The organism is Salinivirga sp. (assembly GCF_055145285.1).
This window is the reverse complement of sequence record NZ_JBSRDC010000062.1, coordinates 40,621-59,546: the sequence shown is the minus strand read 5'-3', so window position 1 is coordinate 59,546 and position 18,926 is coordinate 40,621. Positions and strand designations below refer to the sequence as shown.

General features: G+C 39.2%; 13 protein-coding genes. 2 read left to right on the top strand and 11 right to left on the bottom strand.

Features of this window, described 5'->3' with window-relative positions; genetic code table 11:
* Positions 1 to 12: 12 nt before the first annotated feature.
* Genes ACTB0Y_RS12780 through crtD form a run of 4 tightly spaced genes read right to left on the bottom strand, consistent with a single transcriptional unit; the run spans position 13 to position 3,850 of the window.
* On the bottom strand, positions 13 to 1,116 hold the full coding sequence (locus ACTB0Y_RS12780; RefSeq protein ID WP_463207214.1) for a glycosyltransferase family 2 protein: 1,104 nt from the start codon (positions 1,114 to 1,116) through the stop codon (positions 13 to 15).
* On the bottom strand, positions 1,104 to 1,709 hold the full coding sequence (locus ACTB0Y_RS12775) for a lysophospholipid acyltransferase family protein (protein WP_463207213.1): 606 nt from the start codon (positions 1,707 to 1,709) through the stop codon (positions 1,104 to 1,106). Before ACTB0Y_RS12775 ends, ACTB0Y_RS12780 begins: the two co-directional genes overlap by 13 nt.
* On the bottom strand, positions 1,706 to 2,368 hold the full coding sequence (locus tag ACTB0Y_RS12770; RefSeq protein WP_463207212.1) for a carotenoid biosynthesis protein: 663 nt from the start codon (positions 2,366 to 2,368) through the stop codon (positions 1,706 to 1,708). The genes ACTB0Y_RS12775 and ACTB0Y_RS12770 overlap by 4 nt, the downstream gene beginning before the upstream one ends.
* Before the next feature lie 9 nt (positions 2,369 to 2,377).
* The gene (gene crtD, locus ACTB0Y_RS12765; RefSeq protein ID WP_463207211.1) at positions 2,378 to 3,850 is read right to left on the bottom strand and encodes a 1-hydroxycarotenoid 3,4-desaturase CrtD; all 1,473 of its coding nucleotides are present in this window, start codon (positions 3,848 to 3,850) and stop codon (positions 2,378 to 2,380) included.
* A 216-nt stretch (positions 3,851 to 4,066) separates the two neighbouring features.
* Here crtD and ACTB0Y_RS12760 point away from each other — a divergent pair, with 216 nt between their 5' ends.
* Both ACTB0Y_RS12760 and ACTB0Y_RS12755 read left to right on the top strand, forming a co-directional pair.
* Entirely contained in the window at positions 4,067 to 5,566 is a 1,500-nt protein-coding gene (locus ACTB0Y_RS12760; RefSeq protein WP_463207210.1) for a phytoene desaturase family protein, read from the top strand.
* Positions 5,532 to 6,365, top strand: coding sequence for a phytoene/squalene synthase family protein (locus ACTB0Y_RS12755; protein WP_463207209.1), 834 nt, complete (start codon positions 5,532 to 5,534; stop codon positions 6,363 to 6,365). The genes ACTB0Y_RS12760 and ACTB0Y_RS12755 overlap by 35 nt, the downstream gene beginning before the upstream one ends.
* Before the next feature lie 27 nt (positions 6,366 to 6,392).
* On the opposite strand, the gene ACTB0Y_RS12750 is transcribed toward ACTB0Y_RS12755, so the two are convergent.
* From ACTB0Y_RS12750 to rplL, 7 genes are all read right to left on the bottom strand, one after another.
* The gene (locus tag ACTB0Y_RS12750; RefSeq protein ID WP_463207208.1) at positions 6,393 to 8,237 is read right to left on the bottom strand and encodes a tetratricopeptide repeat protein; all 1,845 of its coding nucleotides are present in this window, start codon (positions 8,235 to 8,237) and stop codon (positions 6,393 to 6,395) included.
* A 66-nt stretch (positions 8,238 to 8,303) separates the two neighbouring features.
* Positions 8,304 to 8,762 carry a DUF4293 domain-containing protein gene (locus ACTB0Y_RS12745; RefSeq protein ID WP_463207207.1) on the bottom strand — a complete coding sequence of 153 codons (459 nt, stop codon included), beginning with the start codon at positions 8,760 to 8,762 and terminating at the stop codon, positions 8,304 to 8,306.
* Between the two features lie 115 nt (positions 8,763 to 8,877).
* Positions 8,878 to 9,741, bottom strand: coding sequence for a hypothetical protein (locus tag ACTB0Y_RS12740; RefSeq protein ID WP_463207206.1), 864 nt, complete (start codon positions 9,739 to 9,741; stop codon positions 8,878 to 8,880).
* 92 nt (positions 9,742 to 9,833) lie between these two features.
* Positions 9,834 to 10,157: a DUF3467 domain-containing protein gene (locus tag ACTB0Y_RS12735; RefSeq protein ID WP_463207205.1), complete on the bottom strand. Its 324-nt coding sequence runs from the start codon at positions 10,155 to 10,157 to the stop codon at positions 9,834 to 9,836.
* Positions 10,158 to 10,274: 117 nt separating this feature from the next.
* A complete protein-coding gene (gene rpoC, locus ACTB0Y_RS12730) occupies positions 10,275 to 14,546 on the bottom strand; it encodes a DNA-directed RNA polymerase subunit beta' (RefSeq protein WP_463207204.1) in 4,272 nt (1,423 codons plus the stop codon).
* Positions 14,547 to 14,595: 49 nt separating this feature from the next.
* Entirely contained in the window at positions 14,596 to 18,411 is a 3,816-nt protein-coding gene (gene rpoB / locus ACTB0Y_RS12725) for a DNA-directed RNA polymerase subunit beta (RefSeq protein WP_463207203.1), read from the bottom strand.
* Positions 18,412 to 18,515: 104 nt separating this feature from the next.
* Positions 18,516 to 18,890, bottom strand: a complete 375-nt coding sequence (rplL, locus tag ACTB0Y_RS12720) for a 50S ribosomal protein L7/L12 (RefSeq protein ID WP_463207202.1) — start codon at positions 18,888 to 18,890, stop codon at positions 18,516 to 18,518.
* Positions 18,891 to 18,926: the final 36 nt, after the last annotated feature.

Here is an 18,926-nt window from a genome sequence, read left to right as displayed (position 1 = left end):
CAGTTGCTTTTTTTATAAATCGAAAATCCTGTTTTTCCATATATAATGCCTCCTAACGCGAGCATGAAAACCTTTAAAAACAACTATTGGAAGCATGACCATTTGTGGTACGTGAAGTAACACATTTAATAAAAGAGACTGCTTACTGGCATAAGCTACAAGTAATCTCATTAAAGTTACAATTACGATAAACAGGATTATTAAAAAGAGTTTACCTGATAACAAAACCATAAGTGGCCCAAGGATTACAATAACTACAAAAAAAGTTGCCAGAAGCCAGTTATTACCGAAAAAAGCAGGAGCACTCCTTGCCACGCCATTTATTGACTCGCCAAACGACTGGTACATACGGCAACTAATTTCATTGCTGCCGAGCAATGTCTCTACATTAAACCCGGCTTGCTTCATTTTCTTCATGATGGCAATATCTTCTACCGGATTAAGCCTGATTTGACTGTGCCATTGATTTTCAGAATAATTTTCTGTGTCAAAAACCATACACTGCCCGTTAGCAGCCGACAGAGCAGGGTCGGATGACTTTCTCACTAAACTTAATGGCAAAAGCGTCAATAGTATCCAGTTGATTAATGGCACAACCAATCGTTCACCGAATGTAGTGGTAATCTGAACCGGGAAAAATGATAGTAAGTGAAGCTTATGATTACGAAAATGACCCACCACCCGTTCCACAAACGCAGGACTCACCCGTACATCAGCATCGAGAAATATAATAATTGTACCTTTTGCCTGTTTGGCCAATTGATAACAAGCGTGATTTTTTCCGCTCCACCCTTGTGGTAAATTAACACCATTAACAACATTGATTTCCGGATCTATTGCTTTTTGTTTGTATAAAAATTCACTGGTTCCATCTTCCGAGTTGTCGTCGTATACCGTTAATCTAAATTTTTTATAGGTCTGCAAATTAAGATCTGCAAGTATTTTGGGCAAATTATCTCTTTCATTCCGGGCCGGAATGAGAATATCAACAAACTCTGCGACCTCTATAGACTTTTTATCAAGTCTTCTTTTCCAAAGTACATTATAAGTTGCCACCATTGAACGAATTATAGCAAAGCCAATTACAAACCAGGCTCCAATGACTATCCCTTCCATACTTGTTGCTGTTTTTTACACTGTAAGTAAAAGTCGTTATAAGATTTCTCTATGTTTTGGTATTGACTAAGAATTTTGCCATAAATCCAAAGCCCGGTTTTCTTGTTCGAAAAGTAATCGGTAAAAGAAACCAACATTAAAACGGTAATACCGGGTGCTGCGTTTACAATTTGATTGACGCCTTTTTGAAATTTTATGTATTCCTGATGCTGAGATTGTATTTCGCCCTGTGGATATAACAAGACCAGATTTCGGCTGTCTTTCAACAAATGAGCGGTATACTGCAAAGATTCCACGACACTTCGTTCTCCCTTTTTCACAGAATATGCACCCGCAAATTTAAAAGTTGGATGCTTTTTAAGCTGCTCATACAACATCATTACATGAAAACGTTTTTTCCAGATTTGTCTGTTCAAATCCATCACTATAAAACCATCCCACCAGGAATGATGATTCCCAACAACTAACAAAGGTTTATTACTATCAACCACAGGGACATCTGCATGCACGGCATTGAAAGCCCGCTTAATGGCAAACCGGGAATAAAACCCGTAAAACCATTTATAAAAAGCCAAATGACGGGCTATAATCATATCAAATAGTTTTTCAGATTAATAATGATAAAAAATATGAGCTGAGCGAGAAAAACAGTAGTAGCCACAATGTACCCACGGGTAATTTTTATAGGAATTAGAAGAACATGCATAAAGAAGGCAATTACCCACCATGCCAGGTAATTATCGAAAGGCACACCTACAGCCTCCCATGTCCACATACCGGTGTAAATTGCAAATGGCTCTAACGCAATATCAAAAATAAGCATCATGGTGGCAGCTACCACAGGGACAAGCCAGGGGTTTGTTATTTTTTGACGAGCCATAAGATTAGTAGCCAGCACAAGCAACAACCAGTTAACCCCTATAAAAAGCGGCGTTTCGAACAACTTAATTCCCAGTATATTGCCATAAGTATAAGCACCAAAAGGCCAGCCGGTATTTACCCCCACAACTTCAATTGCGTATCCCAGTAAATAAACCAAAATAAAAATTCCCCAATGTCGCCAATTTAAATCAGCCCAGGTAGCTATGAAAAGCATAGTCAGGCTAAAAAACAGATTTAAAACGGTAAGATTCACAAAAAGGTCGTGGGTATAGGGTATTAAAAAACCCAACACACCGATGATATAGACGGACACAATGGTTCGGACTAACTTTTCATTGCTTACAGTAATATTTTCAAACAATTTTCGCATACCTGCAATCTATTTTTCGTTTTGAATATCTTCACTTACAATGCCTGCTGAAGCAATACATAATGGGATACCACCTCCCGGATGCACGCTTCCTCCTACGAAATGCAATCCTTTAAACCTGCTCATGCGGTTAGGGTGTCGCATAAATGCAGCAAACCTGCTATTGGAGCTACTGCCATATATTGAGCCTCCGGCAGATGAAGTTTGTTCTTCAATGGTGAGCGGCGTTCCAATTGTTTCAGAAACAATATGTGAAGCCACGTCATTTTTAAGCATTCTGTTTAATTTACTCAAAATATTTTCGCGCATTTCAGACATAACTGTTTCATTATATTGTCCTTTATTGACAGGAGCATTAATCATCACAAACCAATTTTCCATTCCTTCGGGAGCATCGCTTCCGGTGACTTTATTACTTATAAAAACATAAACGGTTGGGTCGTGATATAGTAATTTTTTACGGAAAAGATATTGAAACTCTTCTTTGTAATTTTCAGCAAAAAATATATTGTGTAAATCCAGATTGGGAAATTTTTTATTCATACCCCAGTAAAAAATAACAGCCGAACTCGATTTCTCCATTAATCTTAGTCTGAGGGGCAGATTTCTGTTTGGCATTAAATGTTTGTAGAAATTTGTTACATCCATATCATTTACCACACGATCGGCCGAAAAAACCCCGCCGTTAACTTTTAAACCTGTTGCTTTTTTTTCTTCCAAAAGCACCTCCTGTACCCGGGCATTGAAGCGAAAATCAACACCTAACTTTTGGGCATGTAGCACAAGTTGTCTTACAATATCATACATACCTTTCTCCGGAAAATAAGCACCATCAGTATGCTCAAGGTGCGAAATCATATTAAGGGTTGCAGGGGCTTTGTATGGGTTCGATCCGTTATATGTTCCATAGCGGTCAAAAAGTTTTATAAGATGCTTGCTCTTAAAGCTCCTTTTATTACGCTGATGCATGGAAAACAACATATCTAACTTGTGCAGCTGGCGCGCCACTTTTTTTCCTGCATCTGATTTGAATGTTTCCCAGCGTGCAAAAGGTTTAAAAATAAAAAGGTCTGCAGAGAGGTCGTACATCTCGCCCATCTTACGGAGATAATTATGAATGCGCCATACCGGCTCATTTACTTTTTCGCAGGCTTCTGTGGCAAAGCGTTCCGGATCGGCCCAGGCATTAAGCACAGTGCCATCTTCATAATAATATTTGCAAACAATATCGAGCTTGCGATACTTAAAAGCATCAGATGGTTCCACTTCTCCTAAACTTAATAACTCATCTACTAAACCGGGAAGTGTAAATAACGAAGGCCCTGTATCGAATCGAAATCCATCCTTGTTGATCTCATTCAATTTTCCACCCGGATTTCCGGCTTGCTCAAATACCGTGACTTGATGTCCTTTGGCCGCAAGTCTAATGGCCGATGCAATTCCTCCAATTCCAGAACCTATTATTGCGATTTTTTCATTCATCTTTAAACATTTTTTAACAAACTCGTTTTGCAAAGACCAACAAATTCTGCAAAACAATCTTCACGATTATTAAACCTTGTCTAATTTACAAACTAATATAAATGAGCCAAATCAATGATTTTTGTATAATCTTGTTTAACTGTCAAACAAAAATTTCACTTCCTTGTTGAACAGTTGAATAATTTTGTTTAAATATTTAACGCAAACAATACACAAATGCCAAATGCATTAATTATAGGTGCCGGGCTTGGGGGATTAACAACAGCGCTTAGATTATCCAGAAGGGGTTACAGCGTGCATATGGTTGAGCAATATCACCAGGCTGGCGGCAGGCTGAATCAACTAAAAAAAGATGGTTTCACTTTTGATATGGCCCCCTCCTTTTTCAGCATGAGCTATGAATTTACTGAATTTATAAACGATGCTGAAATCCCCATGCCTTTTGAGTTTATAGAACTAGACCCACTCTATTCTGTCAACTTTCGCGATACAGGTGCAACATATAACATTTATAAGAATCTTGACAAATTAGCTAATGAGTTTAAAGCTGTTGAGCCTGAATTCCGCGAAAACATTGAAAAATACCTCAACTCTGCCGGTAAATTTTTTCACGACAGCACTGACCTTGTCATCAAACGCAATTTTAGCAATATAGCCGAATACATTCTTACCCTGGCGAGGGTTCCCTGGGGCCATGCTCCTAAAATGCTTCGATCTTTCTGGACCGAAGTTAGTAAATACTTCACCTCGAGAGAAGTAAAAGAAACACTCTCGCTGGTTGCATTTTTCCTTGGGGCCACACCATTCGATACACCTGCTATATATTCCCTGCTGTCCTATACCGAACTGGTCCACGATGGCTACCATAATGTTAAAGGTGGTATGTACAAAATTGTGGAAGGATTAATCAGGGAAATGGAAAAACAAAATATAGATATTACCTATCATACTTCAATTCAAAGTTTTGAATCGAATGGTAATAAAGTAACTGCATTTGTTGACCAGAAAGGAAAAAAATGGGAAGCAGATATTTTTGTAGTAAATGCAGATGCAGCGGTATTCAGAAATAAAATAATGAATAAAAAATCATACAGCACACCTAAACTCGATAAGCGAAAATGGACCCTTGCCCCATTTACCATGTACCTTGGAATAGACAAAAAATTACCTGAACTGGAACACCACTCCTATTTTCTGGGCGACAATTTTAAAGAATATGCCAGTAAAATATTTAAAAACAGCATTTCATTAGACAAACCATACTATTACGTAACCAACGTTTCCAAACACAATGCAGAATGTGCTCCTGAAGGTCAGGAAGCCGTTTTCATACTCTGCCCTGTTCCAGACCAGAGATACAAACCCGATTGGAGCGACCAGGATGAACTAGCCAATAATATCATTGAAGATTTGGGCAACCGTATTGACACAGACATAAAAAATCATATTGTAAGTAAGACAATATTTGCTCCGCCATTTTGGGAAGAAACCTTTGGATTGCACCGGGGAAGCGGCTTAGGATTGGCGCACGATTTAAATCAAATAGGAGCCTTCAGACCTTCGAATATCGATGAAGATTACAAAAATGTATTCTACGTAGGCTCTTCAACTGTACCAGGCACGGGGTTACCGATGGCCGTTATCAGTTCTAAATTAGTTGTTGAACGAATAGAAAAAGACTATGGACCTGTACACAAAAAACGCACTACAGTGTAGTAAAAATACTACACGCAATTACAGTACATCATTCTCTTTAGGAGTAAGGTTATTATCAAAAAGGTTCAGAATGCCCATTCATGGCATCTACGGTTTTGTAAGATTTGCCGATGAAATTGTCGATACATTTCATGAGCATGATAAAGAAAGGCTATTGAAAGAGTTCAGAGCCGATACCTACAAAGCAATAGAAGATAAAATCAGCACTAATCCAATCCTCCATAGCTTCCAACATGTAGTACATAAATACAGTATCGATAAAGAAATTATTGATGCTTTTCTGGACAGTATGCAAATGGACCTGAAACACGAAGAATATGATAGCCACACGTTCAAAAAATACGTTTATGGTTCTGCAGAAGTTGTAGGCCTGATGTGTTTAAGGGTATTTACTGAAAATAATGAACAACGATACCAGAAATTAAAGCAGCCTGCTAAAAAGCTTGGCGAAGCTTTTCAGAAAATTAATTTCCTGCGCGATATCAGAAGTGATTACATAGAAAGAAGCCGATCGTATTTCCCCCAAATTGATCCTGCATTTTTCTCTGACAGCGATAAAATTAAAATTGAGAAGGATATAGCAAAAGATTTTGAGGAAGCCTACGAGGGCATCAAACGGCTCAACAAAGATTCACGATTGGGCGTATTCCTGGCATACACCTATTACAAGAAACTATTTCTTAAAATCAGGCAAACCAAAGCAAACAATATTATGAGCAAACGTTACCGAATTTCTAACACACATAAGTTTGTTCTGCTTTTCCAGGGCTACATTAAACATAAGATGAACTTAATTTAACGAACATCAAACGCACGTCAATTTAGTCTAATTGACTATTTTTTCTCTTAATTTTCTTATGTGTTTTCTCACCGTTGGTTGGTAAATACTCATCGGATAGTTTTTGAGCAACTTTTTAAATATATCAAAAGCCCTGTCAGGTTGACCTAATTGCTCCTCGAACAACAATGCCGCATGAAATCCTGCCTCCGCAGCAAAAGGCTCATCCGGAAATTGCTCAAAAACCTTTAGAAACAAATCTGCTGCTTCGGTAAATTTCTTATTGCTTCTCATTAGTTTAGCTTTTACCATAAGCGCATCATCTAAAACCGGGTGATTGGGATATTTTAAAATCAGGGAATCAAGAATTTGTATAGCCACAGAGTCCTTGTGTTGGTGTTTTGCCAGCCTGGCCTTTGCATAGCGGCACAGGGCTACCTGCACAGAATCTTCAGTTTGGTTTTCAAATATTTGCAAAGACAATTCAGCCGCATCATTTGCAATAAGTTTAGATGTGCTGGCTTTGAGCACATCAACCTGGCCTAATGCCCACTGAAAATCGCATTGATAAAACGCCATAAGTGCTTTTTTCAATTTAGCTTCATAGCCAATTGGGTTATTTTTAAGCCTTCGTTCAACGCCTGCATAAATGAGCGTTGCATCAAAAATTTGCCCGTCAACGAGTTTCACATCAGCTTCCAGAATCTTTACTCGGTTCTCATCCATTTCAGATAATTGCGGCAATTTCGAAGCTTTTTGGACAATATTTAATGCTGAATCGATTTCGCGCATATAAAAAGCATAGAGCCGGGTAAGGTCTGTATAAAAAGGCAATAGGCGAGCTCCCGGTCTACTTTCATTAATAGCTTGCCGGTATTTTTTAGCCAGACTAATCATTTCATTTCTTTCGTATATTATGCCTTCTTCTATCTGGCTAAAACGTGATTTTAGATAAAGATGCCTGGCCAAAATATAATAGTTACCCCCTTTTCCTTTGTTCATAACATATTCAGCCGCACGGGCAACAACATCATATTGATTCTTTCTAAGGGCCTTTTGTGCGATATCAACAATTCTTTGCCCATCTTCCATATTACGTCTGTCAAGGGCTTTTGCCTGAATCAAAGCTCGGTTAAATTCGTCGTCATGCAAGTGTGCCCACACAAGTAACTCATTAAAAACATCACGGCCCTCATACCTTTGACTCATCAGTAGCAGCCTTTCTTTCAATAAATCTGTAAGCGTATCATCTGTATCGCTGTACACTGCATGGTTGAGTCGGTTTTTGACGGTATTCAGATATTGATCATTCACTGCTAAAAGTTCCAAATAAGAATCAATCATTTTTGGATAGTTGCGCTGGTAATAATAAACATTGGCCAACTCATAGTTAAATTGGTAATGTTTATTGCGCTTTGCTCCTTCAAGATAAACTTCCTCAGCCCAGCCAAACTGTCGGCGACTAATAAAAATATTGGCGAGCTCCCTCATACGGTTTATATTATCACCAACTGCTTCTATAATATCATTATAAACCTCAGTAGCCTTTTTATCTTCGCCTTGTTGTTGGTAAACCTGGCCCAGCTCAACATGGGCATTTAAATCATGGGCATTTCTGCGAATATGTCTTTTGGCCACTCTTTCAGCTTTGCGGTAATCCTCAACACCCATCAATGACCGGATATAGTAACGCAAAAAAACCGATGAAGATGGCTGAAGTCCATATAACTTCTCATATAATGTTACGGCTTTACTATATTCTTTATTGCGAAGATATTCCCTTGCCAGTTCGATATCACTCCTGCTCTGCCCTGATAAGTGAAGATTTGCAGAAAACAAAAAGACAATAAAAAGAATAATGTATACTGTAAAAAAATGCTTTTTACTTATCATAAACAATTAATTAGCTAATGCTATAACGAGAAGGTATTAAAAGTGTTATTAGGTCAGCGCAATGTTTTACCTTATGCGATCAACAGAGCGAACAAGATCTTCATCTTTCCGGATGTACTTGTTTGCGAATAAAATAAGAATGATTAAGACAACAGGTATAAATAAAACAACATGTGGTCTGAGCTCCAACAAAATTTCAAAATTTTGAAAATAACTATAGGCATGTATCAGACCAACTCCGTACCATAGTAGAAGCAATATTATAATAGCTTTACCTGTTTGAATCTGGCGTATACGCTTTTTAAAGCTAAATAACTGATAAAGAAGAAGAAAAGAGATTACCCCAGACAATATTAAAAAAGGATAGAGTAAAGTAATTATTTTACCCGAACTACTTAAAAACCCCTTCGCGGTAAAAATTAAATCGCTGGATTCTGTAGGGAAAATGGCGATAGGCCAAATGTAAAAGCCAATGGAAACAATAAAGGCCATTGCTAAAAATATGGATTGAATTCTCTGCAACATAAGTCAATCAGTTTAACTTTTGATGGCGCAAATTAATAAATTCCTGATTAAAAAAACTCCATATCATAAAAAAAGCCGCCGGATTACTCAGGCGGCTTTCGAAAATATTTCATTACTACATGTCGCTCAAATCTAAAACCAGGTTTAATTCAAGGTTTTGCGACACGAAATTCAAATTAAAATAGGAATTACATGTGGGTTCTGTTAGAATGTTACCACTGGCATCAATATTATAGGTAAGTGTAAGGGTTGTCTCACGGTCTGTACCCACATAATTTTTGAGTTGTTGCTCACCATACATTACATAGTCACAACCTGGTGAAAATACCAGCGGAACTAAAATCTCAGAAGTATAATTTGTTTGATTAGAGGTACGTCCTTCTGAACTTCCTTCAACCTCATAAATATCATCCATCTCATCTATTGGAGTATCAAAACCCTCTGTCCATGTCAAAGTGCGGGTTCCCATCCAGGTAGTCTCTGCGTTTCCATCCTGAATATTGAGTTCTGCACCATCGGGTGTTGAGACAGTAATAGTAATAACATTAACATCTGAAACGACCATATCAAAAAGCAGTGTTCCATTATAGACAACTGTTCCTTGCGTATAATCATTCAATTCAGCTTCAGCGGTAATGTGATTAAAATTATGCAAAGGATTTGTATTGTATGTAACTACAATTTCGCCACCCATGTTTTCAACTCCTGAAAAATCTATGGTTACAACCAGCGAATCAGCACCTATTGAGTAAACTGGATTACTACTCATTGCTTTTTTTCCTGAAAGGTCTTCATCTAAACCGTATGGATTCATGAGGTTGGCTGAATTCATAACACCTTGTTCAGCTTTCGTATTATCCTCTATTGGCTGCAAGTCCTCTTCTGCCGGGGTCCCAATGCTTGTTTGATTATCCTCTTCACATGCTGTAAAGGAGAACAAAAACAAAGGAATGAATAGAACTAATAAAAAATTTTTCATAACTAATAATTTTTTTGGGGTTACATTAAACACTATACGCATAACAAGCTCAAATGTTGTATCTATTGCCCTTGTTATTATATCATTAACAATCAGGCTTGTGCTGTAGGTCCGCCAAATCCCATTGGCATATCAGATTTACCACCTCCTGATGACTTTATTGGTCCATTAACGGACTCAAATTTATCAATATTATCTTTCAGGGCATTCATCAATCTTTTGGCATGTTCTGGAGTGAGTATTATTCTTGACTTTACGGGTGCTTTAGGCAACCCTGGCATAACCCGCACAAAATCAATCACAAATTCGGCCGGGGAATGCGTAATTACAGCTAAGTTCGAATAAATACCTTCTGCAATATCTTCTTTCAGTTCAATATTGACCTGATTTTGTTTCTTTTCGTTAGATTGGTTCATAATAGTTAAAGTTTTAGTTTGGTATAAAACATAAATGTAAGAAAAAGTGAAGGAATAAAAGAAAAAAGAGCGCAACATATTGCCGCGCTCTTAATTAATATCTGATAAAATTATTGTTTATGACTTCTGGGTTTCTCTTTTAGATTCTATGAGTTTATCAAACTCTTCTTTAGAACCAACCAAAAGGTCTTCAAATTTTCGCTGGCCTGTTCCGGCAGGTATTTTATGACCCACAATTACGTTCTCTTTGAGACCCTCGAGCCCATCTATTTTAGCTCTAATTGCGGCTTCATTTAATACTTTAGTCGTTTCCTGGAACGATGCAGCACTAATAAACGATTTGGTTTGAAGTGCAGCTTTTGTGATACCCTGCAACACCTGACTTGATGTAGCTGGAATTGCATCACGCACCTCTACCAATTTCATATCTTTACGTTTAAGTATTGAATTTTCTTCGCGCAGCTGTCGCAGACTAACGATTTGTCCCATTTTCAGGTTTTCAGAATCGCCAGGTTCTTCTACAACTTTACGTCCATAAATCCAGTTATTTTCATCCATGAAAGCGATCTTGTCGACCTCTTGTTTTTCGAGGAATTTAGTATCGCCTGGATCAACAATAATTACTTTACGCATCATCTGACGAACAATTACCTCAAAGTGCTTATCGTTAATTTTCACACCCTGCATACGGTACACTTCCTGTACTTCATTCACAATATATTCCTGAACCTTAGTTGGTCCCTGAACACTCAGAATGTCGGCAGGAGTAATAGCACCATCAGAAAGCGGAATACCGGCACGCACATAATCGTTCTCCTGTACAAGAATCTGCTTAGAGAGCGAAACCAGATATTTTTTGGTTTGTCCGGCTTTAGATTCTACGATAACCTCACGATTACCACGTTTAATTTTACCAAAGCTGACTTCACCATCAATCTCAGCCACTACAGATGGGTTGGATGGGTTTCTGGCTTCGAAAAGCTCGGTTACCCGTGGCAAACCACCTGTGATATCGCCAGATTTGCCGGCTGAACGAGGAATTTTAACAATTACCTGACCAACCTTCACTTTTTCGCCTTCCTCTACTGCAATGTGTGCTCCAACAGGCAGGTTATACATCTTAGTGACTTCCCCATCCTTATTAAGCACCTTAATCATGGGGTTTTTAGTCTTATCTTTAGTTTCAGTAATTACTTTTTCGCGGAAACCGGTCTGTTCATCCATTTCTTCGCGGAAAGTAATACCTTCAATAACATTTGTAAATGATATACTACCTTCTGCCTCAGAAATAATAACTGCATTATATGGGTCCCATTCACAGACCAGGTCACCTTTTTTCACTTTATCTCCATCCTTAATGTAGATTTTAGCTCCATAAGGTATGGTGTGAGTACTTAATGCCAACTCTGTATTTTCATCAATAATGCGAAGTTCGCCCAAACGGCCGATCACAATGTGGTTTACATTACCTGAATCGTCTTTATATTTGACTGTACGAAGTTCATCTATATTAGCTATACCGTTATATCCGGCCACAATACTGGACTCAGCTGCAATATTGGACGCAGTACCACCAACGTGGAATGTACGCAGTGTAAGCTGTGTTCCCGGCTCACCAATTGATTGTGCCGCAATTACACCTACCGATTCACCAATTTGCACATCTCTACCAGTTGCAAGATTTCTTCCGTAACATTTTCCACAAACACCATGTTTGGCTTCACATGTAAGTACAGAACGTATTTCAACCTGTTCAAGTGGAGATTCTTCAATATTTGCGGCGATTTCTTCAGTAATAATATCACCTGCACCCACCATCAGATCTCCTGTTAATGGGTGATATACATCGTTCAATGCAGTACGGCCAAGAATACGCTCATATAGTGTTTCTACTACTTCCTGATTCTTTTTAATAGCAGTAGCCATAAGACCACGTAAAGTACCACAATCGTCTTCTCTAACTACAACATCCTGAGCCACATCTACCAAACGACGAGTAAGGTAACCCGCATCGGCTGTTTTCAGGGCTGTATCGGCCAAACCTTTACGTGCACCGTGAGTAGAGATAAAGTATTCAAGAACAGACAATCCCTCTTTAAAATTCGATAGGATAGGGTTCTCAATAATCTCTGCACCTGTAGCACCACTCTTCTGCGGCTTAGCCATAAGACCACGCATACCTGAAAGCTGACGAATCTGCTCTTTCGATCCACGAGCACCGGAGTCGAGCATCATAAACACAGAGTTGAAACCCTGATTATCTGTACTCAATTGTTTCATCAGTATTTGAGTTAAGCTGGCATTGGTATGTGTCCAGATATCAATCACCTGATTATAGCGCTCATTATTTGTGATGAATCCCATGTTGTAGTTATTGGCAACTTCATCAGCCTGAGCATATCCTTCTTTTACAAGTTTTGCCTTTGCTTCTGGTATAATTACATCATCAAGGTTAAAGGACAAACCTCCCTTGAACGACATTCTATAACCCATATCTTTTATATCGTCGAGGAATTGGGCAGTAACACTTGTTCCACTCAGTTTATAGATTTGTCCAATAATATCTCTCAGGGCTTTTTTAGTCAGAAGTTCATTAATATATCCTGCATCAGCAGGTACAACTTCATTAAACAGCACCCTACCTACAGTGGTTTTAATGATTTCATCCTTAAAACTCCCATCCTTTTGTTTTAAGGTGATACGGACTTTGATTCCGGCATGAAGGGCTACTTTTTCCTCGTTGTAGGCAATCTTCACTTCTTCCGGGGAATAGAATGTAAGTCCTTCGCCTTTTACTCCTTCTCTCTCCTTGGTAATGTAATATAGTCCCAAAACCATATCCTGAGAAGGAACCGTAATAGGTGCACCATTGGCCGGGTTTAAGATATTATGCGACCCCAGCATAAGCATTTGGGCTTCTAAAACGGCTTCATTGCCCAACGGCAAGTGAACAGCCATTTGGTCACCGTCAAAGTCGGCGTTAAATGCAGTACATGCAAGCGGGTGCAACTGAATAGCTTTACCCTCAATTAGCTTGGGCTGGAATGCCTGAATACCAAGACGGTGAAGTGTAGGGGCACGGTTAAGCATAACCGGATGACCTCTCAATACATTTTCAAGAATATCCCAAACCACAGGGTCTCTGCGGTCGACAATCTTTTTAGCAGATTTAACCGTTTTTACAATACCGCGCTCTATAAGTTTACGAATTACAAAAGGTTTGTACAACTCTGCAGCCATATCTTTTGGAAGACCGCATTCATGCATTTTCAGCTCGGGTCCTACCACAATTACTGAACGTGCAGAATAATCGACACGTTTACCGAGTAAGTTTTGACGGAAACGTCCTTGTTTTCCCTTTAAGCTGTCGCTGAGTGACTTTAACGGACGATTGGCATCTGTTTTTACGGCATTAGATTTTCTTGAATTGTCAATTAATGAATCGACAGATTCTTGCAGCATGCGTTTCTCATTACGCAAAATTACCTCTGGTGCCTTTATCTCTATTAACCTTTTCAGGCGGTTATTACGAATAATCACCCGACGATAAAGGTCATTAAGGTCCGATGTAGCAAAGCGACCTCCATCAAGTGGTACCAATGGCCTCAACTCAGGAGGTATGACCGGAACGACTTTCAGAATCATCCATTCCGGACGGTTTTTACCTTTTGCAGCTCTAAAAGCCTCCACAACCTGCAAACGCTTAAGTGCCTCGTTTTTACGTTGTTGAGAAGTTTCTTTACTTGCTTTATCGCGCAATGAAAATGAAAGTTCATCTAAATCAAGTTGCGAGAGTAATTCATTTAATCCATCTGCACCCATTTTAGCAATGAACTTGTCAGGATCAGTATCTTCAAGATACTGATTTTCCTTTGGCAACGAATCAAGAATATCAAGATATTCTTCTTCGGTAAGGAAATCGAGATATTCAATACCGTCTTCTTTTTTAACTCCTGGGTTAATTACCACATAACGTTCGTAATAAATAATGGAGTCTAGTTTCTTGGTTGGCAAACCAAGCAGGTATCCGATTTTATTTGGCAATGATCTAAAGTACCAGATATGCGCAACGGGCACAACAAGATTAATGTGCCCCATGCGTTCTCTACGTACTTTTTTCTCTGTAACTTCTACCCCACATCGATCACAAACAATGCCTTTGTAACGGATACGTTTATATTTACCGCAGTGACATTCGTAATCTTTTACCGGACCAAAAATGCGTTCACAAAACAAACCGTCTCTTTCGGGTTTGTATGTGCGATAATTTATGGTTTCCGGCTTTTGAACTTCACCATACGATCTTTCCAGAATTTCTTCCGGTGAAGACAAACTAACGACTACTTTCGTGAAGTCACTCTTAACTTTATTATCCCTTCTGAATGCCATAATTGACGTATTAGTTTTTATTGATATAAAGTGCCTTAGGCACCGGAAATTACTCGAGGCTTATACTCAAACCAAGTCCTCTTAGCTCATGCAACAATACATTGAATGACTCTGGTACTCCGGGCTCGGGCAATGAATCACCTTTTACAATATATTCATATGCCTTGGCGCGACCTTGTACATCATCTGACTTGATAGTCAGGATTTCCTGCAATATATTAGATGCTCCAAATGCTTCGAGGGCCCAAACTTCCATCTCACCAAAACGCTGACCACCAAACTGAGCTTTACCACCCAATGGCTGCTGCGTAATAAGTGAATAAGGTCCAATGGAACGCGCGTGCATTTTATCGTCAACCATGTGGCCAAGTTTCAGCATATAAATAACTCCCACTGTAGCTAACTGGTGAAATGGCTGTCCGGTTTCGCCATCAATAAGTTGAGTTTTACCATAACGGGGTACTTCTGCCTTATCGGTATACTCATTAATTTCATCTAGCGAGGCGCCATCGAAAATTGGTGTAGAAAATTTCACACCAAGTTTTTGTCCAGCCCAACCCAGAACAGTTTCATAAATCTGTCCAAGGTTCATACGTGAAGGCACACCCAGCGGATTCAATACAATGTCTACTGGTGAACCGTCTTCGAGGAAAGGCATGTCTTCTTTGCGTACAACTTTTGCTACAATACCTTTATTACCGTGACGGCCGGCCATTTTATCACCGACTTTAACCTTGCGCTTTTGAGCTACATATACTTTGGCTAATTGAATAATACCATTAGGCAATTCATCACCGATGGTTATGTTGAATTTTTTACGTTTAAATTCACCATCGATCTCCATATATTTCACAGTGTAATTGTGAATAAGCGATTCGATGAGCTCATTCTTTTTCTTATCGGTAGTCCATTTTGAAGAATTAACCTGCAAGTAATCGATATCATTCAACAATTTTTGCGTAAACTTGGTTCCTTTGGCAACTACCTCGGTGTTGAAATAATCTTTGACACCTTGCGATGTTTTGCCATTGACCATGATGAAAAGCTTGTCGATCAGCCTATTTCTAAGCTCAGCAACTCTGCCTTCCATTTCTTTGTCAAGTTTCTCGATAAGAACTTTCTCTGCTGATTTTACCTTGCGGTCTTTAACAGTACGGGAGAATAGTTTTTTATTTATTACCACTCCATAATCAGAGGGTCCGGCTTTTAGCGATGCATCTTTCACATCACCTGCTTTATCCCCAAAAATAGCGCGGAGCAATTTTTCTTCGGGCGAAGGATCTGACTCACCCTTAGGTGTAATTTTACCAATAAGTATATCCCCAGGCTTAATATGTGCTCCTATTCTAATCAGACCATTCTCATCAAGGTCCTTTGTGGCTTCTTCGCTGACGTTTGGAATATCAGCTGTAAGCTCTTCCATTCCGCGTTTAGTGTCTCGTACTTCCAGATTATGCTCAACAATATGAATGGAAGTAAACACATCTTCACGAACAACACGATCGCTAACTACAATGGCATCCTCAAAGTTATATCCTTTCCAGGGCATGAACGCAACTTTAAGGTTACGGCCAAGTGCAAGGTCGCCCTCTTTTGTGCCATAACCTTCTGTAAGTACGTCACCTTTTTGAAGTTTTTGCCCTTTATGAACAATAGGTCTTAAATTCAGCGATGAGCTCTGATTAGTTTTATGAAATTTGTCAAGTCTGTATCTTACTATATCGTCACCAAAAGTTACAAATCTCTCATCTTCAGTGCGATTATACCGTATCACTATCTCTTCTGCATCAACGTAGTCTACAATACCATCTGCTTCTGCCACGAGTACATTACGAGAGTCCAGAGCAGTTTTACGCTCAATGCCGGTTCCTACAATAGGTGATTCCGCCTTAAGCAATGGAACAGCCTGACGCATCATATTAGATCCCATAAGTGCCCGGTTTGCATCATCATGTTCCAAAAATGGAATAAGAGATGCTGCAATCGAAGCAATTTGGTTTGGTGCCACATCCATGAGGTGCACCTCATCAGGTGAGGTTATAGGGTAATCGGCTTCCAAACGTGATTTAACACGATCATTCACAAATTTACCTTGTTCATCAAGTGGGGCATTAGCCTGAGCTATAATTTGTTCTTCTTCCTCTTCTGCACTTAAATAAACAACCCCTTTATCGGACATATCGACTCGTCCGCTTTGTACTTTGCGGTAGGGTGTCTCAATAAAACCAAGTTCATTTACTTTGGCATAGACAGTCATAGAAGATATAAGACCAATATTCGGACCTTCTGGTGTCTCAATGGGGCACAATCGTCCATAGTGTGTATAGTGCACATCTCGTACTTCAAAACCGGCTCTTTCACGTGAAAGACCGCCTGGTCCAAGTGCAGACATTCTTCTTTTGTGCGTCATCTCGGCCAATGGGTTTGTTTGATCCATAAACTGAGACAAAGCATTGGTACCGAAGAAAGAATTAATTACGGAAGAGAGTGTTTTTGAGTTAATCAAGTCAACGGGCGTAAACACCTCATTGTCTCTTACGTTCATTCTTTCTCTGATGGTACGTGCCATACGTGCCAAACCTACACCGAATTGGTTGTAGAGTTGTTCACCAACTGTACGTACACGTCGGTTACTCAGGTGATCAATATCATCAACATCTGCTTTAGAGTTGATAAGTTCGATCAAATATTTAATGATAAGAATAATATCTTCTTCAGTCAGTATGCGTGTATCCATGTCAATATCAGCACCTAACTTTTTATTTAGTCTGTAACGTCCCACGTCTCCGAGGTCATAACGTTTATCGGAGAAGAAAAGCTTATCAATCACGTCTCTTGCAGTAGCTTCGTCTGGTGGTTCGGAGTTACGCAATTGACGATAGATGTGCATTACTGCCTCTTTTTCGGAGTTACAGGGGTCTTTTTGGAGTGTATTGTAGATAATAGCATAGTCGCTCAAATTGGTATCTTCTTTATGCAGAAGAATTGTTTTGGCTCCTGAGTCTATTATTTCTTCAATATGTTCGTTTTCGAGTATGGTTTCACGATCGATGATAACCTCATTTCTTTCAATAGAAACCACTTCTCCTGTATCCTCGTCCACGAAATCCTCGATCCAGCTTTTAAGAACACGGGCAGCAAGTTTGCGTCCAACAGCCTTTTTAAGGCCAGTCTTGGTCACTTTAATTTCGTCGGCAAGATCAAAGATTTCGAGAATATCTTTATCACTCTCAAAACCAATACTCCTTAACAGCGTAGTGACCGGCAATTTTTTCTTACGGTCGATATAGGCATACATGACATTATTGATGTCTGTAGCAAATTCGATCCATGAGCCTTTAAACGGTATAATACGGGCCGAATAAAGCTTAGTCCCGTTAGCGTGCACACTTTGTCCGAAGAACACACCTGGAGACCGGTGAAGTTGGCTAACTATAATTCTTTCTGCTCCGTTAATGATGAAAGTTCCCTTAGGACTCATGTAAGGAACGGTTCCAAGATATACATCCTGTACAACCGTATCAAAATCCTCATGTTCGGGATCGGTACAGTAAAGTTTAAGTTTTGCCTTTAGGGGCACACTGTGAGTGAGCCCGCGTTCTATACACTCATTAATGGTGTATCTAGGTGGGTCGACCTGATAGTCGAGAAACTCAAGAACAAAATTGTTCCTGGTATCTGTTATTGGAAAATTTTCCTGAAACACCCTACGTAAGCCTTCACTTTTTCTATGAGCCTGGGTAGAGTTCAATTGGAAGAACTCATAGAATGATTTCAACTGAATCTCGAGAAAATCGGGATATTCAAGTTGATTTTTAATGGAGGCAAACGAAATCCGTCCGTTGATATTTTGTGTTGAAGCCATACTCAAAGTTAAGATAAATTAAACTGAATAAAAATAACACGAAAAAGGCCTAGAGTCCTCTCTCAGGACTCTAAACCTCATAAATTCAGTTATTTAGGAGTAAATTATTTAATTTCAACTTCCGCTCCAGCTTCTTCTAATTTGTCTTTTAAACCGTCAGCTTCGTCTTTTGATACTCCTTCTTTAATTGCTTTTGGTGCGCCATCAACTACAGCTTTGGCTTCTTTAAGTCCAAGGCCTGTTAATTCTTTCACAAGTTTTACAACTTGCAGTTTAGCGCCACCGGCTGCTTTAAGTATAACATCGAATTCAGTTTGTTCCTCAGCTTCTTCGCCACCGTCTCCTGCTGGACCGGCCACAACGGCTGCTGCTGCTGCGGGCTCAATTCCATGTTCTTCTTTCAGGATATCAGCCAATTCGTTTACCTCTTTTACAGTTAAGTTTACCAACTCATCTGCAAGTTTTTTCAAATCTGCCATTTTCCTACAATTTTAATTATTGTTGATTAATCTTTT

Bases quoted from the DNA above. Each gene is read 5' to 3' on its own strand.
- ACTB0Y_RS12780 (WP_463207214.1), bottom strand. From the start codon at position 1,116: ATGGAAGGGATAGTCATTGGAGCCTGGTTTGTAATTGGCTTTGCTATA.
- ACTB0Y_RS12775 (WP_463207213.1), bottom strand. From the start codon at position 1,709: ATGATTATAGCCCGTCATTTGGCTTTTTATAAATGGTTTTACGGGTTT.
- ACTB0Y_RS12770 (WP_463207212.1), bottom strand. From the start codon at position 2,368: ATGCGAAAATTGTTTGAAAATATTACTGTAAGCAATGAAAAGTTAGTC.
- crtD (WP_463207211.1), bottom strand. From the start codon at position 3,850: ATGAATGAAAAAATCGCAATAATAGGTTCTGGAATTGGAGGAATTGCA.
- ACTB0Y_RS12760 (WP_463207210.1), top strand. From the start codon at position 4,067: ATGCCAAATGCATTAATTATAGGTGCCGGGCTTGGGGGATTAACAACA.
- ACTB0Y_RS12755 (WP_463207209.1), top strand. From the start codon at position 5,532: ATGGACCTGTACACAAAAAACGCACTACAGTGTAGTAAAAATACTACA.
- ACTB0Y_RS12750 (WP_463207208.1), bottom strand. From the start codon at position 8,237: ATGATAAGTAAAAAGCATTTTTTTACAGTATACATTATTCTTTTTATT.
- ACTB0Y_RS12745 (WP_463207207.1), bottom strand. From the start codon at position 8,762: ATGTTGCAGAGAATTCAATCCATATTTTTAGCAATGGCCTTTATTGTT.
- ACTB0Y_RS12740 (WP_463207206.1), bottom strand. From the start codon at position 9,741: ATGAAAAATTTTTTATTAGTTCTATTCATTCCTTTGTTTTTGTTCTCC.
- ACTB0Y_RS12735 (WP_463207205.1), bottom strand. From the start codon at position 10,157: ATGAACCAATCTAACGAAAAGAAACAAAATCAGGTCAATATTGAACTG.
- rpoC (WP_463207204.1), bottom strand. From the start codon at position 14,546: ATGGCATTCAGAAGGGATAATAAAGTTAAGAGTGACTTCACGAAAGTA.
- rpoB (WP_463207203.1), bottom strand. From the start codon at position 18,411: ATGGCTTCAACACAAAATATCAACGGACGGATTTCGTTTGCCTCCATT.
- rplL (WP_463207202.1), bottom strand. From the start codon at position 18,890: ATGGCAGATTTGAAAAAACTTGCAGATGAGTTGGTAAACTTAACTGTA.